The organism is Hyphomonas sp. NPDC076881 (genome assembly GCF_050269995.1).
In the GTDB taxonomy this organism is placed as follows: Bacteria; Pseudomonadota; Alphaproteobacteria; order Caulobacterales; family Hyphomonadaceae; genus Hyphomonas.
This window is the reverse complement of record NZ_JBNNJJ010000016.1, coordinates 33262-54012: the sequence shown is the minus strand read 5'-3', so window position 1 is coordinate 54012 and position 20751 is coordinate 33262. Positions and strand designations below refer to the sequence as shown.

Here is a 20751-nt window from a genome sequence, read left to right as displayed (position 1 = left end):
AAGCAGCAGCACCAAAACCCTGTGGGGGTTTATGAGGCGCGCGGCCGGATCAGTCTTTCCCTTACGATAACAAACATCCCGAAACCCCAATGGGCTCCGGAAACCAGATAACTTCTTTCGTTCGTGTGAGACAGGATGGTGGAGCCAGACGGAGTCGAACCGACGGCCTCCTGAATGCAAATCAGGCGCTCTCCCAACTGAGCTATGGCCCCGTGGTTCCTGTCGCTGGCTCTCGGCCAGTCTCGCTTACCCCTTTGCAGCTTCGATGGTGGGCCGAGGAAGAGTTGAACTTCCGACCTCACGCTTATCAGGCGTGCGCTCTAACCACCTGAGCTACCGGCCCTTCAGCCAGGCAGACCAGGCGGCCGCCGCAGCCAAAGTCGAAGACAGGCGCTAGCGCCCGCGGGGCTCGCTTCTACCCGGCAGCCACATGCAGCCAGGCATTACGAACGAAGGAAGAGAAACGGAGACGGCGCGACAGCCGCATATGTTTGCCTTCTTAAAGAAGGCTTGAATAAGGGCAGCAGAGCTTCACGTGAGTAAAGCAATCTGTTGCATCCTTAGAAAGGAGGTGATCCAGCCGCAGGTTCCCCTACGGCTACCTTGTTACGACTTCATCCCAGTTACTGATCCTACCGTGGCCGGCTGCCTCCGAAGTTAGCTCACCGTCTTCGGGTAGAACCAATTCCCATGATGTGACGGGCGGTGTGTACAAGGCCCGGGAACGTATTCACCGTGGCATGCTGATCCACGATTACTAGCGATTCCACCTTCATGCCGTCGAGTTGCAGACGACAATCCGAACTGAGACAGCTTTTTGGGATTATCCCATTGTCACTGCCATTGTAGCACGTGTGTAGCCCTACCCGTAAGGGCCATGAGGACTTGACGTCATCCCCACCTTCCTCCGGCTTGCCACCGGCAGTTTCCTTAGAGTGCCCACCCAAACGTGATGGCAACTAAGGATGAGGGTTGCGCTCGTTGCGGGACTTAACCCAACATCTCACGACACGAGCTGACGACAGCCATGCAGCACCTGTGTTCCAGCCAGCCGAACTGAAGGAATCCATCTCTGGAAACCATACTGGACATGTCAAGGGTAGGTAAGGTTCTGCGCGTTGCTTCGAATTAAACCACATGCTCCACCGCTTGTGCGGGCCCCCGTCAATTTCTTTGAGTTTTAACCTTGCGGCCGTACTCCCCAGGCGGAGAGCTTAATGTGTTAACTGCGTCACCGACAGGCATGCCTGCCAACAACTAGCTCTCATCGTTTACGGTGTGGACTACCAGGGTATCTAATCCTGTTTGCTCCCCACACTTTCGCACCTCAGCGTCAGTATCAGTCCAGTTAGCCGCCTTCGCCACTGGTGTTCCACCGAATATCTACGAATTTCACCTCTACACTCGGTATTCCGCTAACCTCTCCTGATCTCCAGACTTCCAGTTTCAAATGCAGTTCCGAGGTTGAGCCCCGGGATTTCACACCTGACTTAAAAGTCCGCCTACGTGCGCTTTACGCCCAGTAATTCCGAACAACGCTAGCCCCCTTCGTATTACCGCGGCTGCTGGCACGAAGTTAGCCGGGGCTTCTTCTTCAGGTACGGTCATTATCATCCCTGACGAAAGAATTTTACAACCCTAAGGCCTTCATCATTCACGCGGCATGGCTGCATCAGGCTTTCGCCCATTGTGCAAGATTCCCCACTGCTGCCTCCCGTAGGAGTCTGGGCCGTGTCTCAGTCCCAGTGTGGCTGATCATCCTCTCAGACCAGCTATGGATCGTCGCCTTTGTGAGCCATTACCTCACCAACTAGCTAATCCAACGCGGGCCGATCTTTCACCGATAAATCTTTCCCCCTAAGGGCGTATACGGTATTACCACCAGTTTCCCAGAGCTATTCCGTAGTGAAAGGTACGTTCCCACGCGTTACTCACCCGTCTGCCACTATATCGTTCGACTTGCATGTGTTAGGCCTGCCGCCAGCGTTCGTTCTGAGCCAGAATCAAACTCTCAAGTTGAGTTTATGATCTGACGAACCATCCCAGGAAAATGGGACGGTTACTTTGCTGTATAAGCATAAGTATTGCGTTCTTTGACGAGAACCCTTTAAACAAAGGGAAGACCGAGGCCTTCCCGATGGAAAAAGAATTCTCAAGAAACACATCGTCGTGATCGTTTTGGACCTCTTGCGAGGTCCGCAAGCTATCACGCCGCCTGCGTTTCTCTTCCTATCTCTTACGATGTCAAACAGCGTGGGCCGTAGCCCGGAATTTGGTGCCCTTCAGAAGCCCGCGGCCCCGTCCGGAAGTGGCGGCTTATACAGCCGCCTAATTTCCCGTCAACCACCTTTTTTTCGCTCTTCTGCAGTTCGTCAGAACCACCAGATTTTAGCGAACAAAACTCCCTGGCCGATCAAGTCTCGGCCCGTTCGTTTGGGCGTCCGGGAAGCGGCGGCTTTTATAACCACCGCATTTCCCGTCAACCTCTTTTTTCGCTTTTCCACAGTTCGTTAGAACCACCGGATTTTAGCGAACTGAACTTCCTGGCCGATCATCTCGGCCCATCCATTCGGGCGTTCGGGAAGCGGCGGCTTTTAGGGCCACCGTTTCTCCCGTCAACCCTTTTCTCACCCCTTCTTCAGAATTCCACACCTTGGCGTGAAGACCTGATTTTCAGAGCGAACAGAACTCCTAAGCCGATTGTCTCGGCCCACTTGTTCGGGCGTTCGGGAGAACCGCACATATAGCCGCTGTTCGGTGTAAAGGGCAACCCCTTTTCTTCCGTTCGGCGACCGCAGGGCGGTCATCGCTGGGCCGTTTGTTTCCGCCCGGCTCAGCGAAGGCCGCGATGTATCGGTGCCTTCTCAGAACCACAAGCCCTCATTCTGCGAAATTCACAGATTCACTGCTGTTTGTGGAAAAGGCTCAGAACTGGGCGGAGAGGTAAGACTTCATCGCCTGAGCCTCCGCCTCGGTCTCGGCGATCTTCCATTTCACCAGATCCCCGATCGAGACAAAGCCGGTCAGCCGGTTGTTGCGCACCACGGGAAGATGCCGGATGCGCCGGTCTGTCATCAGCTGCAGTGCCTGGTCGATGGGGGCGTCCGCCGTGATGGTGATCACGGCCCGGGTCATGGCGTTGCCGACCTTCATCTCGAGGGCCGCCTCCCCCTCCCTTGCGAACTGCCGCACGATATCGCGTTCCGACAGCACACCGACGATTTCGCCGTCAGCGTCCAGCGTCACGACTGCCCCGATCCGCCGCTCGTCCAGCAGGCGCGCCGCCTCGCGCAGCGTGTCATCGGCCCGCAGCGTGACGACTTCACGGCCCTTGTCGTTGAGAATCTGTTCAATGATCATTCTGGTCCTCCATCGCGGCGGCAGCCTTCAGGCCGTCTCACCTTGACGAAAGATACCATAACCGGAACCGCGAAGCGACTCCCATGAAATCGGCGTTAAATGCCCTGTTTCCGTCTATATATCGAGTTTGCGCAGAGCGTTCCAAATCAGCACACGGGCAAAAAGCGCCCCGGCAACATAGCCGCCGGCATGCACCTCCCAGGCAATCGATGCGCCCAGAAGCGCCGGCCCGATCAGGGCAAACAGGAAGTTTGCGATGATGAATATGCTCGTTACCGTCAGGAAATTACGAGACAGAAGCCGCGATGCCGCGCCTTCCCGCATCAGGAAAAAGGCTCCCATCAGACCACTGATCCCGCCGGAGGCGCCCACCGCAATCGGCCCGGAAGGATTGTTGAGCAACAGGTAAACCAGCCCGCCTCCTGCCTGGGAAAAGAAAATCAGCACAAAGAGCATTATGACCGCGCCGGGGCCATATCCCCCGCGCAGGGCCGAGAGCATTTCCAGCACCGGCTTGCCGATGGCGATCATGAAAACGGCGTTCAGGATAACGTGAAACCAGTCCCCGTGCAGCAGCGTGCTGAGCACAAAGGGGGCCATCGCGCCCAGCCATCCGGCATAGGGCGGCGCGATCCCCGGCAGCAGAACCGGGCCGCTGGCCCATCCCCAGAATCGCTCCGGAAACAGCGCTCCATGATACAGCGCCGCAATTTCCAGCTCCTGCGGCGCGAACACGCGGGCGCCGTGAAGCGCGATCAAAGCCACCGCAAACACTGTCAAAGGCAGGGGCGCATTGATGATCGGGGGGCGCTTTTCAGCAGATTGCATGCGGAAATCCTCATTTCGCGCGGCCAGAATCGGTCTGCGGCGCGCTCTTTCATGTAGGCGCGAACGTTAAATTTGCCTCGCCGCCGCCTGAAACTAGTTCTTCTCTTATGTACGTGAAGCTGTTTCTCGGGCTCGTCGCGGCCCTTTTCGCCCTCTTCGGGGCCGTCTCGATGGCCAATCCCCTCGGTATGGCGGCCAGCCTGGGGGTGGTGGTGGAGGGCCCAAACGGGGCTTACGAGCTGCGCGGCATCTATGGCGGGGTGAGCCTGGCCGCCGCCCTGCTCTGCGCAGGCGGGGCGCTGCGGACCGCCCTGAGGCGCCCGGCGCTCTGGTTTCTCATTGTATATATGGGCGGCTATGTCTTCGCGCGCGGCTTTGCCCTGCTCCTCGGCCCTGCCCCCACAAGCGCCTATATCGGCTTTGTGGCGTTTGAAGTGGCGGTGCTGGCCGGGGCGATTCTCGCCCTGAGGGCCTCGATGCGGGGCTGAGGCCAAAGAAAAAGCCCCGCCAGCGCGGCGGGGCTTTCAAAAGAATCACTGGCCGGAGCCGTCTTAGAACGTCTTGCGCAGCGTCACGCCATAAGAACGGGGCGCCACAGGATAGCCCATATAGGAGCCAGACTGCGCCACGGCCGGGAATGCGGTCGTGATGTATTCGTCGTTGAACACGTTGCGCACCCACAGCGTCACGCCCAGACCCGACTCATTGGTGAAGCCGGTGGAGGCATTGAAGGTGTTGACCTTCTTCTGCTCGCCGAAGGCAGCCTGTTCGGCATCGCTGTCGAAATGGTCAACGGCGCTTTCATACTGCCAGTCACCGCGGACATAGGCGTCCCAACCTGCGACATCGAAGAAATACGTCGCCGCCGTGGAGGTGGCCACTTCCGGGATACCGTAGACCTTTTCTCCGGACAGGTCGCCGCTCGCCGAGTTCGGGAAGCTGTCATAGACCGGATCCTGAAGCGTCCCGGCCACCATCAGCTGCAGATTGTTGACCGGGTTCCAGGTCACGTCGAATTCAAGACCCTTGTTGGATTGCTTGCCGGCATTCGCCAGCGCGAAGCCCGTGCCCGTGAACACGTTCGACTGGAAGCCTTCAATCGTCTGGTCGAAATAGGCGAGGTTGAACGCGACGTTGGAATAGACGCCTTTCAGGCCCACTTCGAACACAATCGAATCTTCCGGCCCGGCATAGCGTGAACCGGTCGTAAGGTTCGGCAGGGCAAGGCCTGCGTCACGGATGGGAGAGGAAGGCGGGCTCGTCACCGACGAGCCGGGGATGAAGTCCGACGCAAAAGGACGCGAGTCGCGCGACAGGTTCCAGGACGTCGCCTTGAAGCCCGTAGCATACGACACATAGGTGTTGAGGTTGTCGTTCACGTCATATGCGAGGCGCAGCGTGTAGGTCGTGGCGGAATCTTTCGAGCGGCCATCTTCCACGGCGTTCGGGAAGCCCAGGAAGGGTGGCAGGAACTGCAGCGGCTGGAGGGCCAGCAGCGGGTTTTGTGCCGGGTCCTGAACAGCGGCCTGAATGGCGGCGAAGGCGGCCGGGTTGGCCTGCGCGAAGGCAGCCACCTGCGCCGGGTTCTGCGCGTTCACGCCGAAACCCGCCATCGTCTGGGCAAAGCCGATCGCAACGAAGTCCAGCGAGGAGAGCACGTCCGTCGCCTCGATGCTGTTGCGCGCGTCTTTCTTGTCTTCGGTATAGTTGAGGCCAATCGTTGCCGTCAGGCGGTCCGTCAGGCGGTAATCAACCGTTCCGAAAAGCGACCAGGCGGTGTTGTCCTGGCCGGCATCGTCGCGGAAGCCCTGGCCTGCCTGGGCGAGCGTCGTGCCCACCGGGAGGCCCAGCGCGCTTTCAAGGCCCGCCAGAATGTCGGTGATCACGCCCGTATTGGGGTTGAGGCCGCCCGCCAGCGCGTTGGCATAGGCGCGGTAGTCCGTCCCGTAGAGCAGCGCATTTTCGATATCGACCTTTTCGTCGAAATAGAAACCGCCGACCATCCAGTCGAGGCGCTCGCCATCGGTCGATGTCAGGCGGAATTCCTGGGTGAAGGTATCGATATCGGTCTTGTTGGAGTTCTCGCCCAGCAGGTCAGCGCCGGTGAAGTCGGAATCCTGGTTCGTCTCCAGGCGCGACATGCGATACGCGGTAATCGAGGTCAGGCGCACTTTTTCGAAGTCGAAGTCTGCCTGCAGCGACAGGCCGCCATTGTCGACCTTGTTCGTGGACGGAAGGTTGTAGGCCACGCGATAGCTGTAGGGATCTTCCGCGATGATCGTGCCGCCGATGGCCTGCACGATGGCGCCTGTCGGTCCGTTGACGACGTTGGCCGCTGCGCAGCACAGCTCGTCGATCTGGTCATAGTCCGCCATCAGACGGAAAGAGGTGTTCACATCCGGCTCGAACAGCAGGTCTCCGCGGATGCCCCAGCGGTTGCGTTCGTTCGTCTCGGTGCCCGTGCCGATATCTTCGACATAGCCATCACGCTTGTTGTAGGTGACGCCCACGGCGCCGGCGAGGTTCTCCGCCAGCGGACCCGTGACATAGCCGTTTGCGCGGTAGCCATTCTCATTGCTGATCGTGCCATCAACCACGCCGCCAAACTCGTATTGCGGTTTCTTGGTGACGACCGAGATCACGCCTGCCGATGCGTTCTTGCCGAACAGGGTCGACTGCGGCCCGCGCAGGACTTCCACGCGCTCGATGTTCGGAAGGTCGGAAATCTGCGAGGCAGAGCGCGAACGGTAGACGCCATCAATAAAGACACCGACCGACGGCTCGATACCGGCATTGTTCGCCCCGTTGCCGAAGCCGCGGATCACGAAGTTGGTGTTGGCCGAAGACTGCAGCTGGCCAACGCGCAGCGACGGAATGATCGACTGCAGGTCGTTGAGGTCGACAATCGCCGCCCGCTCGATGGTGGTATCGTCCACCACCGAAACCGCGATCGGCACATCCTGTAGCGTCTGTTCGCGCTTGGTGGCCGTGATCGTTACGGTCTGCATGGTGCGGGTTTCTTCGGCGGGTTCCTGTTCCTGGGCCAGCGCCGGGGCGGCGGCTGACAGGGCGCTCAGGCCCACGCCAAGGCAAAGCACAGCGCTCAGGGCCTTGCGGCCTGCTGGCGTCACTTCAGATTTTGACACGTGGAGTTTCCTTCCTGGGAGTTCTGCTGATCGTGTGTGCCATCGCCCTGTCCGGTTGGGACGCGGGCGCGGGCAGAGTTTCTTATTATTATGAATAGATTGTAATCGGCAGATTCGCGGCAAGGCAAGGGCTACCCACAGACAACCCGGGGGCGCACCCGGCGTAACCCTGACGCATGTGTTCCGGCCTGAAACGTTTGCTGGCCGCCTGCGAGGCACAAGCGTTCGCTGCGCCTGCCCCCGCTCCACCAATTCTTCCCTCTGAAGCGTACGAAACCGCCTTCCCACGCACGTTTATTCCCCCATGGCGTGAATTACACCGCAGCCCGCGAACTGGAACAATTATTGCGATTGATGAGCCGGAAAGGGCCTCCCCTTGGCCCGATGGAACACCAGGAGCAATCCAGAACATGGTCGAGCATTCGATCCACCCGAACACCCGTGTCCTGCTGGACGCCTGGCGCCGCATGCAGACTGAGCCGGATGTGCACGCCGCCGCCGGACCCAATGTGGCCGAGCATGAGGACCTGATTGAGCGCATCTTCGTGCTTGAGCTGATGGATGATCGTACCTGGCTCGTGCGCACCGCAGGCGAAGCCGTCACCTCACTGGTTGGCCGCCGCCTGTCGAACCATAATTTCCTCGATCTCTGGACCGGGCCGGACCGCGTGATGGTCGATGCCTGCCTGGAAGCCATCCGCCTGGATGGCGGCCCCGGCGTGATCCGCGGGCGCGGCGAAACCCTCTCGGGCGCCCGCGCTGAGCTGGAAGTCACGCTCATGCCGCTGTCGGCAGGTATGGCCGGCGCCACGCGCAGCCGGATGCTTGGCCTTTATCAGACACTCGGCAGCGAAGGCGCGCTCAACGGCCAGCCGGTTTTCCGTCACCGCGTCTCGATGATCGTGCCCCCCGATACCCGCCGCATCGGTCCGAAGCTGCGGCTGGTGGCGTCGAACTGAAAAGAACAGGCTCTGCCCGCAAGGGCAGCCTGCGTGAAGCCTGGCCTTGCCGGTGATCAGGGGGCTGAGCGCGCCAGAACGGCGCGCATCACCGGGCGGAGCGCGAGATCCCCATAATCTCCGCGCCCCGCGCCAGGTTTCACGCTACCGGTTTTCAGGATAACTTACGCCCCCGCCAGGGCGGGCTCCTCGCGGGCCAATGCGGCCCGGCCGAGGATCATGTCAGCGGCTTTCTCCGCCACCATGATGGTCGGCGCATTGGTATTGCCGCCCACAAGCGTCGGCATCACCGAGGCATCCACCACGCGCAGGCCGTCCACGCCGCGCACCCGCAGCTCGCCGTCCACCGGGCTTGCTTCGGTTGGTCCCATAGAGACCGTGCCGACGGGGTGATAGATTGTCTCGCCCTTCTGCCGGATGAAGGCGTCGATCTCGGCGTCCGTCTTCACCGAAGCGCCCGGCATGATCTCCGCCCCGGTATAGGCCTTCAGCGCATTCTGACGGGTCACATCGCGCACCATCTTCACCGCTTCGCGCATCACACGGCGGTCTTCTTCCGTGGCCAGATAATTCGGGTCAATCGCCGGATGGGCAAATGGATCAGCCGAGGCCAGCCTCACCGTGCCGCGGCTTTCCGGGCGCAACTGACAGGCATGCACGGTATAGCCGTCCTTTTCCGGGCCAGTATTGCCATGGTCCATCATGATCGCGTTCACGAGGTGAAGCTGGATGTCCGGCATGGAGAGGCCGGTGCGCGAGGAAATAAACGCGCCCGCCTGAAGGAAATTGTCAGCCCCCGGACCAGTCTGGTTGTAGAGGTATTGCAGGCCCACGCCGAGTTTCTTGATGCCCTTCTGCTGGCTGAAGGCAGAGATCGGCAGCGGCATGTCATGGATCACCGTCACGTCCAGATGGTCCTGAAGGTTGCGGCCCACGCCGGTGGATTTCACCTTCGTCTCGATGCCGTGGCGATTCAGCACGTCCGGGTCGCCCACCCCGGAGAGCTGCAGGATCTGCGGAGACTGCACCGCGCCTGCCGAAAGGATCACCTCACGGTCAGCGCGGATTTGCCGGGCGATGCGCCCCTTGCCTTCGACGACTTCCACGCCCACGGCCTTGCCCTTTTCGATCACCACGCGCGTCACCACACCGGTGGTAATGATCTTGAGGTTGGGCCGCTGGTTTTCGATCGGGCGCAGATAGGCGAAAGATGCGCTCCAGCGCCCGCCCTTGAAGATTGTGCGCTGATAGCGGCCAAAGCCTTCCTGGCTGGCGCCGTTGAAATCTTCCGTAACCGGATAACCGGCTTCCCGCCCGGCGTCGATAAACGCCTGGTAGACCGGCCCGGACATCGGGCTCTCGGTCACGTTCAACGGGCCGCTGCCGCCGTGGAAATCATTGGCCCCGCCCTCATAGCTTTCCGACTTGCGGAAATAGGGCAGCACATCGGCATAGCTCCAACCCTTCAGGCCCATCTGGCCCCAGAGGTCATAGTCGCCCGCATGGCCGCGGATATAGACCATGCCATTGATAGAGGAGGAACCGCCCCAGCCCTTGCCGCGGGGCCAGTAGAGGCGGCGGTTTTCCATATGCTGCTGAGGCTCGGTGAAGAAACCCCAGTTATAATCGTTCGCCTGCTTGATCAGGCCGCCGACGCCGGCCGGCATCTTTACCATCAGGGAGGTGTCTTTTTTTCCCGCCTCGATTAGGCAGACCTTTACTGTGGGGTCTGCCGAGAGGCGGTTTGCCAGCACGCATCCCGCGCTGCCGGCACCGACGATAATATAGTCGAAGCTGTCCATCTTGTTTTCCTCCCGGCGGCCGGCCGCTCTTGATTGTTAGCCGTAAACTATCCTGTTCACGGGTGCGCGCAAGAAATTGTCAACGATCATGAACTATCTGTCAGACGTGACATATTGCCTTCATTGCGTTGGGGTGAGCGCAATCGGCCAAGCAGGAAGTAGCGACAATGACGCGACCGCTCGCCCAACCCCAGGACGCTGAGTCCGGACGGCTTTCCCGCCGGGACCGCCGTGGCTTCAAACGTGTCGAGCTGAAGCTGACCGGCCGTTTCCTGATTGGCGACAGTGAAGACCATGTACTCAGCACGGTCGACATCTCCTGCGACGGCGCCTTCATCGTCTCTTCGGAACGTCCCGGCCTGGATCAGCAGGTCGTCTGCTATTTCGACGAGGTTGGCCGGGTGGTGGCCAATGTCGTGCGCGTCTCGCCCGAAGGCTTCGCCGTACGCTTCCACACGTCCCCGCACAAGCGTGACAAGCTCGCCGACCGCCTCACCTGGCTGCTCAATCGCGACAAGCTCGGCCTTGAGGAAGAGCGCGGTGAAACCCGCTACCGCGCCAGCGGCGAAGCCATCGTCAATCTGGCCGATGGCAGCCAACTCCAGTGCAGCGTCACCGACATCTCCCTGACGGGCGCCGCCTTTGAAACCACCGGCAAGCCGCCCTTCGTGGGCGAGCGCGTCACGGTCGGCAATCTGGTCGGCGAAGTTGTCCGCGTCACCGGCGACAAGTTCGCCGTCCGCTATGTCCATGGACAGAAACCCGCCGCTTCCCACTGATGGCAGATGATCTTGGCCGCCGGGTGAAACAGGTTACCGGCCAGGCGCCCGCCGCGCCGGCCAGCGCTGCCGCCGCCCCGATTGACCTCTCCCGCATAGACCCCGCCATCTGGCGGGTGCTTGCGGGCGGTGAGGTTCACGGCCCCTACACGCTCGGCCAGGTCCAGCAATTCGCCATCGAAGGCCGGCTCCACGCCGCCTCGCGCATCTCTGGCGGCGATGACCAGCCCTTCCTGCCGATCCGCGACGTGCCCCGGCTTGCCGAAACGCTCGCCCCCGCTTTTGCCGAACGGGCCCGCCGCCGGGCGGAAGCGGCCAACTATCTAATCACCGCCCGTGCCCCTGCCCCGGCTGAAGGTGCCCTCTGGCGCAACCTGCCCGCCTGCCTGGACGCGCTCGGCAAGCATATGCAGCCCATTCCTGGCACCTTCCTCCTGCGCTCGGCCTGCTCGCTCACGCAGGTGCGCGCCGCCCTTGCCGAGGCTCTGCCGAAGACAGCGCAGGTCTTCGTGCTGCAAACCCGTGAGGCCCGGCTCGGCTGGGTCGGCTTTGACGAAGACATGGCAGAGGCGGTGCGCCCCGTCTGGAACGCGCCCCTCTCCTGACCTCTAATCTGTCCGGAAATGTCCGGATTTGTCCAAGAGATGTCCGCCAAACGGTTCAGCCGATACGCTTGATGCCCCTCGAATGGCGCTGCCAGTTCTCGACATAGTGGATCGCGGACATCTTGATCACCTGAAGCTGGACCTCTGACACATCTTTGACCACTTTTCCCGGCGCACCCATCACGAGCGAGTTGTCGGGGATCTCTTTTCCTTCCGGAATCAGGGCATTAGCCCCGATGATGCAATTTCGGCCAATCTTGACCCGGTTGAGGATCGTCGATCCCATGCCGATCAGCGTGTCATCGCCAATTTCGCATCCGTGCAGGATCACCCGGTGGCCAATGGTAACATTCTTCCCGATCGTCACCGGCGCGCCAATGTCGGTATGGATCACCGAAAGATCCTGAATGTTGGAATTTTCTCCAATGATTATAGGGTCATTATCCCCGCGCAGGACACAGCCATACCAGACCGAGGCGTTCTCCTTCAGGATCACATTGCCCATCACTTCGGCGCTTTCGGCAATCCAGAACTTGCCCTCGCCCGGCAGTGTCGGCTTCACCCCATCCAGTTCGAAAATGGCCATTTCAATCTCCTCCTGCCCGCAAATCGTTACGCTCGCGGAATGTCACTTAACCGTCGGCTAATACTGGTAGTGTATAGTCATCTCAGATTCGGAGAGGCAATGGCTCGCTTGGTGCCCATTTTCACCTCACCACCGGAAGCGCCCCTTCCGGACACGGGCTCGCCGCCTTCAAGGCTGGTGTCTCTCTCTTCCTTCTCTTCACCGGGCCGCTGCGCATTCCTGCCAGCGGCTTTTTTCATGCCTGCAAGCAAGGAGGCCTCCCATGGGTAAACGCAATCCTGCCAAACGCCTGAAAGCCGCTTCGGAAGTGCGCTCGTCAGCCTGGTTCGACGAGCCGGCACGCGGCAAGGGCACCCATCTCCACGCCATAGAAGGCGGGCGCGGCTGGCACCCTGACGATGCCCATCCGGTGACCAATCTTTCGCCCCAACAGGACCGCACCCAGCGGTATCAGAAAACCGTGAAGCCCCGCTCGGAAAACCAGGCCCAGCTGATGGCGGCAATGGACACCCACGCCCTGGTCTGCGCCCTCGGCCCGGCCGGCACGGGCAAAACCTATCTGGCCATCTGCAAGGCGGTCGAAGCGCTGCAGAAGGGGCGCGTTTCCAAGATCGTGCTCTCCCGCCCGGCGGTTGAGGCGGGCGAGCAGATCGGCTTCCTGCCCGGCGGCATGGAAGACAAACTCGCCCCCTATCTGCGCCCGCTTTACGATGCCCTGTCAGACCGGCTCTCCCCGGCGCAGCTCAAGCATATGCTGTCGGAAGGGGTGATCGAGATTGCGCCGATCGGCTTCATGCGCGGGCGCACGCTCAACAACGCCTTCATCGTCATCGACGAGGCCCAGAACTGCACCTACACCCAGCTCAAAATGCTGCTGACCCGCCTGGGCTGGCACTCCACCATGGTCATCACCGGCGACCCCAACCAGTCAGACCTGCTGCCGGAATTCTCAGGCCTCGCCAAAGCCGCCGACAAGCTGGAAGCCCTTTCCGGGGCCTCGGTCATCCGGCTGGAGGCAGCCGATGTAGTCCGCCACCCCCTCGTCGCGGAGATGCTGGAGGTTCTCTGATCCGGGCCCTGCTTCTGGCGCTGCCCGCGCCGGATTAACCTTGAAGCCGGGTCTCTCGCGAGGCCCGGCTTCTTAATTGGCCTGTTTCTTGCCTGCCGACGGGAAGATACCTGTCCCCAGGAGGGAAACATGCTGAAATCAGGCTCCAAACTTGCTGTCGCGCTGTCGGTTCTGGCCGTAGCGGCCTGCGCGCAGACCGGATTCAACGCAAAATCGGCACCCGCCGCCGCGCCGGCACCGGCCGAGATCGCCGCTGCTGTCGAAGCGCCCGCAGGCTGGCGCCCCTTCTCGGCAGACAGCCCCTGGAACACCAAAATCCCCGCTGACGCGAAGATCGACCCGCTCTCAGAACTCCTGATCGAGGACTTCGCGAGCCACAGTCCGCTCTCCATCAACATGCCGGTCTATTCGGTGGCGACCTACTATATCGACTCCGCAAAGACGCCAAAAAAGAAGGTTTTTCCCTACTTTGAGGGTTATTATGGACGCGGCTTCGAGCCGGGCACGCGCATTCCGGCGCCTGCCTTCGCCGTTCCCCCCGGCCCCGAAGGCAGCACCGCCTACCTCGCCATGGTCGACCCCGTAGCCGGCCGCGCCTGGGAAATGAAGCAGGGCGCCCAGAACCCGGAAACAGGTTACTGGGGCACCTCCTTCGGCGCCGAAGTGGACCTGACGGGCACAGGCGTTGCCGCCCCCTGGATGACGGCGCCGGACACCAACCTGTCGGCTTCCCCGCGCCCTTCGGGCGTTCCGCTGATTGCGGGCCTGATCCGGATTGACGAAATCAAGGCGGGCCGCATCGATCATGCCCTTGCCATTGCCTATCCCGCGCCGCGTACCGGCAGCTTCGTCTCGCCCGCCAGTATGGCGCTGGAAGCTCCCGAAGGCACCGCGCCCAATCTTGTCGGCCTGCCGATGGGTGCCCGCATCCAGCTCGACCCGGCCTATGATATCGAGAACACAAACCTCACGCCCGCCGCCAAGGTGATCGCCCGCGCGCTGCAGGAATATGGCGCCATCGTTGTGGACCAGACCGGCTCAACCGTTCTCTTCGCCGAATCCGCGCCGGCTCAGCTTGAAGCCTGGCAGGGCCTGTTGGCCCCCGCCGACCTCAGCCTGCTGTTCACCGAAGATATGATGGGCCGCAATTTCAGGGTTCTGAAACTTGGCGAGCAGATGCCCGGCCGCCCGGAAGCCTGGCGCTAGGCCGGGCAGTACATCCCCGCCTCAGCTGGGGCGGGAGGTGTCATACGGGCTGTCGAGCGAAAAGGCCGGGATCCGCGCCACCATTTCTTCGCCCTCATCGTCCACAAGGTCATACGTGCCGGTCATCATGCCCGACGGCGTGGCCAGCGGCGCGCCGGACGTGTAGCTGAAGCGCTGGCCCGGCCCAACCGTCGGCGTCTGGCCGATCACGCCCTCGCCATCGACGGCCTGAAGCCGCCCGGCCGAGTCCACAATGCGCCAGTGCCGGCGGATGATGGTCCAGGTCCGGTCGCTCTCATTCTCTACTTCCACCGTATACTGCCACATGAATTTCGCCCGCGCGGGCTCGGATTCGTCGTGCAGGAATTTCGGCCGCACACGAATGCGGACGCCATCGGTAATGGCCTCATACTGCGGAGGAGCGGGGCGTCTTGCCATGGACCAAGCCTTCCCCGGCATAGGTTCACAAGCTGTTAAGGGCGGCAAGGAGATCGGCTTCCAGATCGTCGCCATCCTCCAGCCCGACAGACAATCTGATCCAGCTGCGGTCCAGCCCCATCGCCGCCTGCTCGGCATCGCTCAGGGCCCGGTGCGTCGTGGTCGATGGATGGCAGGCCAGCGATTTGGTGTCGCCCAGATTGTTGCAGATATCGACCAGGCTCAGCCCGTTGAGGAACCGGAACGCTGCCTCCTGCCCGCCCTTCAGCGACAGGGCGAGCAGCGTGCCGCCCGATTTCATCTGCCGCTTGTGCACCTCATAATGAGGATGATCCTGGCGGTGGGGATAGCGCACGGCATTGACCGCCGGGTGCGCCGCGAGCGCGTCGGCCAGGCGCGCCGCCGTCTGGCTTTGTGCCTCGACGCGCAGTTGCATCGTCTCAAGACCTTTCAGCACCACCCAGGCATTAAACGGCGACGCCGCAGGCCCCATATGGCGCAGCCACGGATCGTAGACGTCGCTCATCCGCTTGGCGTCCGTCAGGATCGCGCCCAGCAGAACGCGGCCCTGCCCGTCCATATGCTTGGTGGCCGAATAGGCGACCACATCGGCGCCCAGCTCCAGCGGGCGCTGCAGCACCGGCGTTGCGAACACATTGTCCACCACCAGCAGCGCGCCGGCAGCCTTGGCCAGCTTCGCCACCGCCTCAATGTCTACCCCGTCGAGCAGCGGATTGGCCGGGCTTTCAATCAGCACCAGCTGGCAGCCCTTGCCGATCTCGCGCTTCCAGGCGTCGAGGTCTGCCCCGTCCACAAACACCGCCTCGATACCGAATTTCGGCATCTGGTTGGCGATGATCCAGCGGCAGGAGCCGAAAAGGGCCGTTGCGGCGACAACCCGGTCACCGGCTTTCAGGGGCGCAAGAATGGCGGAGGAAATGGCGCCCATGCCTGATCCGGTCACCCGGCAGGCTTCGGCGCCTTCGATCAGGCAGAGACGCTGCTGGAGCATCTCATTGGTCGGGCTGCCATAGCGGGAATAGACGAAGCCTTCCTCTTCCCCGGCCATGCGGCGCATCGCCTGTTCGGCCGAGTCGTAGGCGTAACCGGAGGTCAGGTAGAGCGCTTCGGAAATCTCACCATGCTGGGAACGCATCAGGCCGCCGCGCACCGCCTGGGTCGCGGGCTTCCAGCCCTTCTTGTCGTTGCCCGATGCATCGGCCATGGCTCTGATCCTTGTGTTTCCAGCAGCGGGTCTTATGCCTGAGCCCAACAGGGTGCAAGTGATGGCTGATATTAGCGGGGTTATTCCCGACTTCGAGATTGAAGACCTGCTGAAAAGCGGGGCGATCCGGTGCGATGAAGCGCCGGAACCGGGCCAGATCCAGCCCGCCAGCCTGGATCTGCGTCTGGCCGTGGACGCCTATCGCCTGCGGGCCAGTTTCCTGCCGGGCAAGGATCGCACTGTTGCCGAGATGCTGCAGGAGCCCGGCATCCACCTTCACCGGATCGACCTCACCCAGGAAGGCGCCGTGCTGGAAACCGGCTGCGTCTATCTGGTGCCGCTGCAGGAATCCCTGCGCCTGCCCGCCGGTCTGTCGGCGCGGGCCAATCCCAAAAGCTCCACTGGCCGGATCGACGTGTTCACCCGCCTTGTCACCAACAAGGGCAAGGCGTTCGATGAAGTGCCCACGGGCTATTCCGGCCCGCTCTATCTGGAGGTCAGCCCGCGCACCTTCCCGATCAAAGTGCGCCCCGGAGACCGCCTCGCCCAGCTGCGCTTCAAGAAAAAGAAGCCCGAAACCCTGCGCGAGAAGGTCGTGTCGATCGATCTGGAACCCCCGGCGGGAGAGCCAGCCGGTTACCGCGCCAAGGCCCATTCCGGCGTGGTCGATCTGCGCGGCCTTGGCGCGCATGAAGTCAGCCAGTTCTGGGAACCGGTCTATCCCAAGAACGGCCGCATCGTGCTCAATCCCGAAGAATTCTACATTCTCGTCAGCCGCGAGACCGTGAAGGTGCCCGCGAACGAGGCCGCCGAAATGGCGCCCATCGCGCCCGAGCTCGGCGAGTTCCGCGCGCATTATGCCGGCTTCTTCGATCCAGGCTTTGGCACCAACAAGGCGGGCAGCCGCGCTGTCCTCGAAGTGCGCTCGCGCGACGTGCCGTTCATCCTCGAGCACGGCCAGCCGGTCGCCAAGCTCATCTATGAGCCGATGACGGAAAAGCCCCGGCACCTTTATGGGGGCCAGGGCTCAAATTATCAGGGTCAGGGCCTGAAACTTTCCAAACATTTCGCGGTTTGACCGGAACGCAGCGCAGGCCACATCGTGGTCTTTCCCGGCCGGCGCCAGCTAGTTGTGGATGGGCGGCACCGGTTGCGGCGGGGCGTCGGGGTCATCCTCATGCACATCGATGATCCCCTTGCCCACATGGGAATGCCGCCGGGAGTACAGGAAATAGATCAGCAATCCGATGCTGCCCCAAATCGGCAGAACGAGTTTGGCCACCATCGGCAGGTTGAGATAGAGGCTCAGCGTACCAATGATTGCCAGAGGGGCGACGATCCAAACAAAGGGCGTGCGGAACGGGCGATGGCGATTGGGCTCCTTCTTCCGCAAAATGAGCACGGCAATGGCCACCATGAAGAAGGCGAACAGCGTGCCGGAGTTGGAAATATCTGCAAGCTGACCAACCGGGAAGAAAGCCCCGGCAATTGCCACACAGATGCCGGTGAAAATGGTCATCTTCCACGGGGTTTTCCATTTCGGGTGAACATCTGCGAGCTTCTCGGGCAGCAGGCCATCCCGGGCCATCACGAAGAAAATACGTGTCTGGCCATAGATCATCATCAGGATCACGGACGGCAGGGCGATTGTCGCGGCGAGGCCAACGAGGTTGCCGATCTGTTCAAAACCGACCATCCGCAACACTTCGGCAAGCGCCTCGCGCGAACACACGATAGGGGCTTCTCCCGCTTCCGACAGCAGCTTGCACTGCGCGGCAAAACCGGCCGAGTCAGGGTGCAGCACGACGCCGTTGAGGGTGAGGGGTTGAGCGCCCACGGTTCCGATCACACCCGCCGCTACGAGCAGGTAGAAGATGGTGCAGACCCCAAGCGAGGCAATCAGGCCAATGGGCACGTTGCGTTGCGGGTTTTTGGTTTCCTCTGCGGCGGTCGATACGGCATCAAAACCGACATAGGCAAAGAAGATTGAGGCTGCGGCGCCTATCACGCCAAGACCGTCAGCCCCAAACAGGCCATTGGGCATCAGCGGCGTGAAATTCTCTCCCTTGAGCACCGGGAGGCTGAGCGCGATGAACGCCGTCAGCGCGATCACCTTGACCGCCACCAGCACAGCGTTGACCATCGCGCTTTCACTGGTGCCAAGCACCAGAAGGCCGGTCACCGCCATGGCAACCACGATCGCCGGCAGGTTGATAACGCCATGGCTGAAATCCGTAGACGGAAGAAAACCGTTCATGCTCCAGGCCGGTCCGGCACTTAAAAAGTCCGGTAAGTGAAATCCGGTAAGATTCCCGATCAGGCCCATGACGTAACCCGACCAGCCAACACAGACAGCGGAGGCGGCAACCGCATATTCGAGGATCAGCGCCCAGCCGACCGTCCAGGCCAGCAGCTCTCCCATAACGGCATAAGTATAGGTGTAGGCTGAACCCGAAACCGGAACCATTGAGGCAAGTTCGGAATAACACAGTGCCGCCACCGCGCAGACAAAGCCTGCGATGACGAAGGAGAACATCATGCCAGGACCAGCCTTCTGGGCTGCGGCGGCTGTCAGGACGAAAATCCCCGTCCCGATAATGGCGCCAATTCCGAGCATGGTGAGCTGGAACGCTCCCAGCGAGCGATGCAGACTCTTTTTTTCCGCCGTCGCCAATATGGCGTCGAGCGGCTTAACCCGATCAAAGATCATACAATTGTCCTGAAGCGTCGTGTAATGTGCGTGAGGAGCACCCATCCTGTCCGGCGGTGACATTATCATTCGCGCAAGCGCACACAAGATCCTTCAAGAACCGGCCCGAAATCTGGAAGAAAAGTCTTCCCTGCCGGGAACAAGCGCTTTTCTACCGCGTTAAACGGTTGACCCGGATAGTTTCGGGCTCGCAACCACCGCTGTGACCGTTGCCCGGATATGGGCAACCCGCTGACCCGGATGTTGCTCAATTATAATGGAAGAGGATTGCCCATGAAACTCCGCGTTCCGACCGCTATTGCCATGAGCCTGGCCCTGTCGCTCGCTGCGCCTGCAGCTGCGTTTGCGCAGGAAGCTCCGTCGCCGTTCCGCAGCGTTGAAGCCCAGACTTTCAGCGCCAATGACCTCCAGCGCTACGGCCTGTCCGACGAGCAGATCGCAACTGTCCAGTCCTACCAGCAGCAGGGCTATGAAGTTCAGGTGATGTCGCCGGAAGAAGCAGCCGAGTATACGGGCGGCATGTCGACCAACAACTTCCTCGCCATTGTCGGCCTTGTGGCGATCGTCATCGTTGTGGCCTCCGTTCTGTAAATGAAAGCGCAGGCGCTGTTTGCGGCCCTGTCGCTGACCCTCAGCGCCTGCGCCACGCACCCCAATCCAGATCCGGCCAGCTTTGCCAGCCGGACTTCCAGCAACAGTTTCGAGATGGTCGGCGGCGCTGTTTCACCGCCTGAAACCCTGCTGCTGCCGGTTCAGCATGACCAGCAGATAGATGGCGCGGCCTGCGGTGCCCACGCCCTTGCGAGCGTCGTCAATTACTGGCGCGGCCCCGGCACCGCCGCTGGCAATGACATTTTTCTCGCCCATCCCCCGGCTGACACCAAGGCGGGTTATTCGATGGCCGAATTACAGGCCCTCGCCCAGTCCCAGGATCTTGTCAGCAGCGCCGTCCGCCTGCCCGCGGGCGGGCTGAAAGCAGAGCTGGAAGCGGGACGGCCCGTGCTGGTTCCCGTGCAAGTGCCGTCCATCTATGTCCAGACCTGGCAACTGCCCGGCGCAAATGTGCCGGTCCTCGGCTTTCCGGCCAGTTTCATCACATCGCGCGCCGCCTGGCTGTCGGAGAAGACCGGCAGCAATCTCCTCAATCACTACGTGCTGGTCGCCGGGTATGACGGAGACACGTTCATCGTGATGGAGCCGATCATGGGCCTACGGACGATCAGCGCCGAAAGGCTGGCGCGCTACCGCGAGCCCTTCGGCAATGCCGCCATCGTTTTCAGCGCGCCGGATTAGTCACCGAAAGCATATACCAGAGACATCCGCGAGGCCGTGTCGGTTGGCTCGAAACCGGATTGCGGATCGGTGTCGTGGCGCACTTCAAATGAGAACCGCGCTGACAGCCGCTTGGTCAGCAGCGCCGTCAGTGTGGTCTTGTTACCAATCTGCGTGGAAGGGTCGGCATAGATGAGGTTTGTATCGTTTCCGAGTTTCACCGCGTCATTGAAGACGTAGCTCACCCTGGAAGCGGCAATGAAAGAGAAGGATTCGTCAGACCGGGCCGGCACCGTGACCGGCGGATTGCCTGCGCGGGAAGCCCTGATCCTGTCAAACTTGATACCGGGGCCGCCCTCAACCGACCAGGCCAGGGGTTTGCCTTCGAATATCTGCCAGCCCATGCCACCCCCCGCAAAGGAGCGGCTTTCAAAGCCGGAAAATTCATCCATCTCATGAGACAGGCGCCCAAAAGCGAACCCCCTGTCACTGAGCGTGCGATTGGTCTGGCCGGCAAAGAAGGCCCGGTTCTTTGTCTCGGTGCCGTTCTTGGTGCCATAGTCCGCAATCAGTTCGAAACTGTTGCTCCAGATCTGGGTCTCGTGGCTCATCTTCACGCCGACGCCCAGATCACTGGTTTCGGTGTTCCCTGTGTTCAGGCCCGCGCTGAGCGACCCTTCGCCCGTCCACCGACCCTCCTGCGCCATGGCTGGAAAGACAATACATGCTGCGGTTGCGGCGGCGGCAAGAATGACCTTCATCAAGC

The 20751-nt window shown here is 61.4% G+C and carries 19 protein-coding genes, 2 tRNA genes and 1 rRNA gene; 9 read left to right on the top strand and 13 right to left on the bottom strand.

Annotation, left to right across the window (positions count from 1 at the left end):
- Nucleotides 1–136 precede the first annotated feature (136 nt).
- The 5 genes from ACQKI2_RS15955 to ACQKI2_RS15935 form a co-directional block, all read right to left on the bottom strand.
- A tRNA-Ala gene (locus ACQKI2_RS15955) sits at nt 137–212 on the bottom strand.
- A gap of 54 nt (nt 213–266) precedes the next feature.
- Nucleotides 267–343, bottom strand: a tRNA-Ile gene (locus ACQKI2_RS15950).
- A 221-nt stretch (nt 344–564) separates the two neighbouring features.
- A 16S ribosomal RNA gene (locus ACQKI2_RS15945) occupies nt 565–2019 on the bottom strand.
- Between the two features lie 906 nt (nt 2020–2925).
- Nucleotides 2926–3360, bottom strand: a complete 435-nt coding sequence (locus ACQKI2_RS15940) for a CBS domain-containing protein (RefSeq protein WP_427380622.1) — start codon at nt 3358–3360, stop codon at nt 2926–2928.
- A 114-nt stretch (nt 3361–3474) separates the two neighbouring features.
- Nucleotides 3475–4188 (bottom strand): rhomboid family intramembrane serine protease, encoded by a 714-nt coding sequence (locus tag ACQKI2_RS15935; protein WP_427380621.1) that lies wholly within the window; start codon nt 4186–4188, stop codon nt 3475–3477.
- Between the two features lie 113 nt (nt 4189–4301).
- Here ACQKI2_RS15935 and ACQKI2_RS15930 point away from each other — a divergent pair, with 113 nt between their 5' ends.
- Nucleotides 4302–4676 carry a DUF4345 family protein gene (locus tag ACQKI2_RS15930; RefSeq protein WP_427380620.1) on the top strand — a complete coding sequence of 125 codons (375 nt, stop codon included), beginning with the start codon at nt 4302–4304 and terminating at the stop codon, nt 4674–4676.
- A 63-nt stretch (nt 4677–4739) separates the two neighbouring features.
- Here ACQKI2_RS15930 and ACQKI2_RS15925 read toward each other — a convergent pair whose 3' ends face one another.
- On the bottom strand, nt 4740–7334 hold the full coding sequence (locus tag ACQKI2_RS15925; RefSeq protein WP_427380619.1) for a TonB-dependent receptor: 2595 nt from the start codon (nt 7332–7334) through the stop codon (nt 4740–4742).
- Nucleotides 7335–7744: 410 nt separating this feature from the next.
- Here ACQKI2_RS15925 and ACQKI2_RS15920 point away from each other — a divergent pair, with 410 nt between their 5' ends.
- Complete coding sequence (locus ACQKI2_RS15920; RefSeq protein ID WP_427380618.1) at nt 7745–8293, top strand: PAS domain-containing protein; 549 nt, start codon at nt 7745–7747, stop codon at nt 8291–8293.
- A gap of 164 nt (nt 8294–8457) precedes the next feature.
- Here ACQKI2_RS15920 and ACQKI2_RS15915 read toward each other — a convergent pair whose 3' ends face one another.
- Nucleotides 8458–10095: a choline dehydrogenase gene (locus tag ACQKI2_RS15915; RefSeq protein WP_427380617.1), complete on the bottom strand. Its 1638-nt coding sequence runs from the start codon at nt 10093–10095 to the stop codon at nt 8458–8460.
- A gap of 167 nt (nt 10096–10262) precedes the next feature.
- On the opposite strand from ACQKI2_RS15915, the gene ACQKI2_RS15910 reads away from it, so the two are divergent.
- Complete coding sequence (locus ACQKI2_RS15910; protein WP_427380616.1) at nt 10263–10874, top strand: PilZ domain-containing protein; 612 nt, start codon at nt 10263–10265, stop codon at nt 10872–10874.
- The gene (locus ACQKI2_RS15905; protein ID WP_427380615.1) at nt 10874–11479 is read left to right on the top strand and encodes a hypothetical protein; all 606 of its coding nucleotides are present in this window, start codon (nt 10874–10876) and stop codon (nt 11477–11479) included. Before ACQKI2_RS15910 ends, ACQKI2_RS15905 begins: the two co-directional genes overlap by 1 nt.
- A gap of 55 nt (nt 11480–11534) precedes the next feature.
- On the opposite strand, the gene ACQKI2_RS15900 is transcribed toward ACQKI2_RS15905, so the two are convergent.
- Together ACQKI2_RS15900 and ACQKI2_RS15895 are read right to left on the bottom strand one after the other, a co-directional pair.
- Entirely contained in the window at nt 11535–12065 is a 531-nt protein-coding gene (locus tag ACQKI2_RS15900; RefSeq protein WP_427380614.1) for a gamma carbonic anhydrase family protein, read from the bottom strand.
- 77 nt (nt 12066–12142) lie between these two features.
- Nucleotides 12143–12316 (bottom strand): hypothetical protein, encoded by a 174-nt coding sequence (locus ACQKI2_RS15895; protein WP_427380613.1) that lies wholly within the window; start codon nt 12314–12316, stop codon nt 12143–12145.
- A gap of 11 nt (nt 12317–12327) precedes the next feature.
- Between ACQKI2_RS15895 and ACQKI2_RS15890 the strand changes: the two genes are divergently transcribed.
- Together ACQKI2_RS15890 and ACQKI2_RS15885 are read left to right on the top strand one after the other, a co-directional pair.
- On the top strand, nt 12328–13134 hold the full coding sequence (locus ACQKI2_RS15890) for a PhoH family protein (protein ID WP_427380612.1): 807 nt from the start codon (nt 12328–12330) through the stop codon (nt 13132–13134).
- Nucleotides 13135–13263: 129 nt separating this feature from the next.
- Nucleotides 13264–14340: a hypothetical protein gene (locus ACQKI2_RS15885; RefSeq protein WP_427380611.1), complete on the top strand. Its 1077-nt coding sequence runs from the start codon at nt 13264–13266 to the stop codon at nt 14338–14340.
- Between the two features lie 21 nt (nt 14341–14361).
- Here the strand turns inward: ACQKI2_RS15885 and apaG are convergent, their stop codons facing one another.
- Both apaG and metZ read right to left on the bottom strand, forming a co-directional pair.
- Complete coding sequence (gene apaG / locus ACQKI2_RS15880; protein ID WP_035600601.1) at nt 14362–14778, bottom strand: Co2+/Mg2+ efflux protein ApaG; 417 nt, start codon at nt 14776–14778, stop codon at nt 14362–14364.
- Between the two features lie 25 nt (nt 14779–14803).
- Nucleotides 14804–16003, bottom strand: a complete 1200-nt coding sequence (gene metZ, locus ACQKI2_RS15875) for an O-succinylhomoserine sulfhydrylase (RefSeq protein WP_427380610.1) — start codon at nt 16001–16003, stop codon at nt 14804–14806.
- 61 nt (nt 16004–16064) lie between these two features.
- On the opposite strand from metZ, the gene ACQKI2_RS15870 reads away from it, so the two are divergent.
- Nucleotides 16065–17081 (top strand): 2'-deoxycytidine 5'-triphosphate deaminase, encoded by a 1017-nt coding sequence (locus ACQKI2_RS15870; protein WP_427380609.1) that lies wholly within the window; start codon nt 16065–16067, stop codon nt 17079–17081.
- A 48-nt stretch (nt 17082–17129) separates the two neighbouring features.
- Here the strand turns inward: ACQKI2_RS15870 and ACQKI2_RS15865 are convergent, their stop codons facing one another.
- Nucleotides 17130–18713, bottom strand: a complete 1584-nt coding sequence (locus ACQKI2_RS15865; protein WP_427380608.1) for an amino acid permease — start codon at nt 18711–18713, stop codon at nt 17130–17132.
- A 273-nt stretch (nt 18714–18986) separates the two neighbouring features.
- Here ACQKI2_RS15865 and ACQKI2_RS15860 point away from each other — a divergent pair, with 273 nt between their 5' ends.
- The gene (locus tag ACQKI2_RS15860; protein WP_427380607.1) at nt 18987–19304 is read left to right on the top strand and encodes a hypothetical protein; all 318 of its coding nucleotides are present in this window, start codon (nt 18987–18989) and stop codon (nt 19302–19304) included.
- Nucleotides 19305–20006: a hypothetical protein gene (locus tag ACQKI2_RS15855; RefSeq protein ID WP_427380606.1), complete on the top strand. Its 702-nt coding sequence runs from the start codon at nt 19305–19307 to the stop codon at nt 20004–20006.
- Here ACQKI2_RS15855 and ACQKI2_RS15850 read toward each other — a convergent pair.
- Entirely contained in the window at nt 20003–20746 is a 744-nt protein-coding gene (locus tag ACQKI2_RS15850; RefSeq protein WP_427380605.1) for a DUF481 domain-containing protein, read from the bottom strand. The two genes, ACQKI2_RS15855 and ACQKI2_RS15850, sit on opposite strands and share 4 nt — an antisense overlap.
- Between the last annotated feature and the right edge of the window lie 5 nt (nt 20747–20751).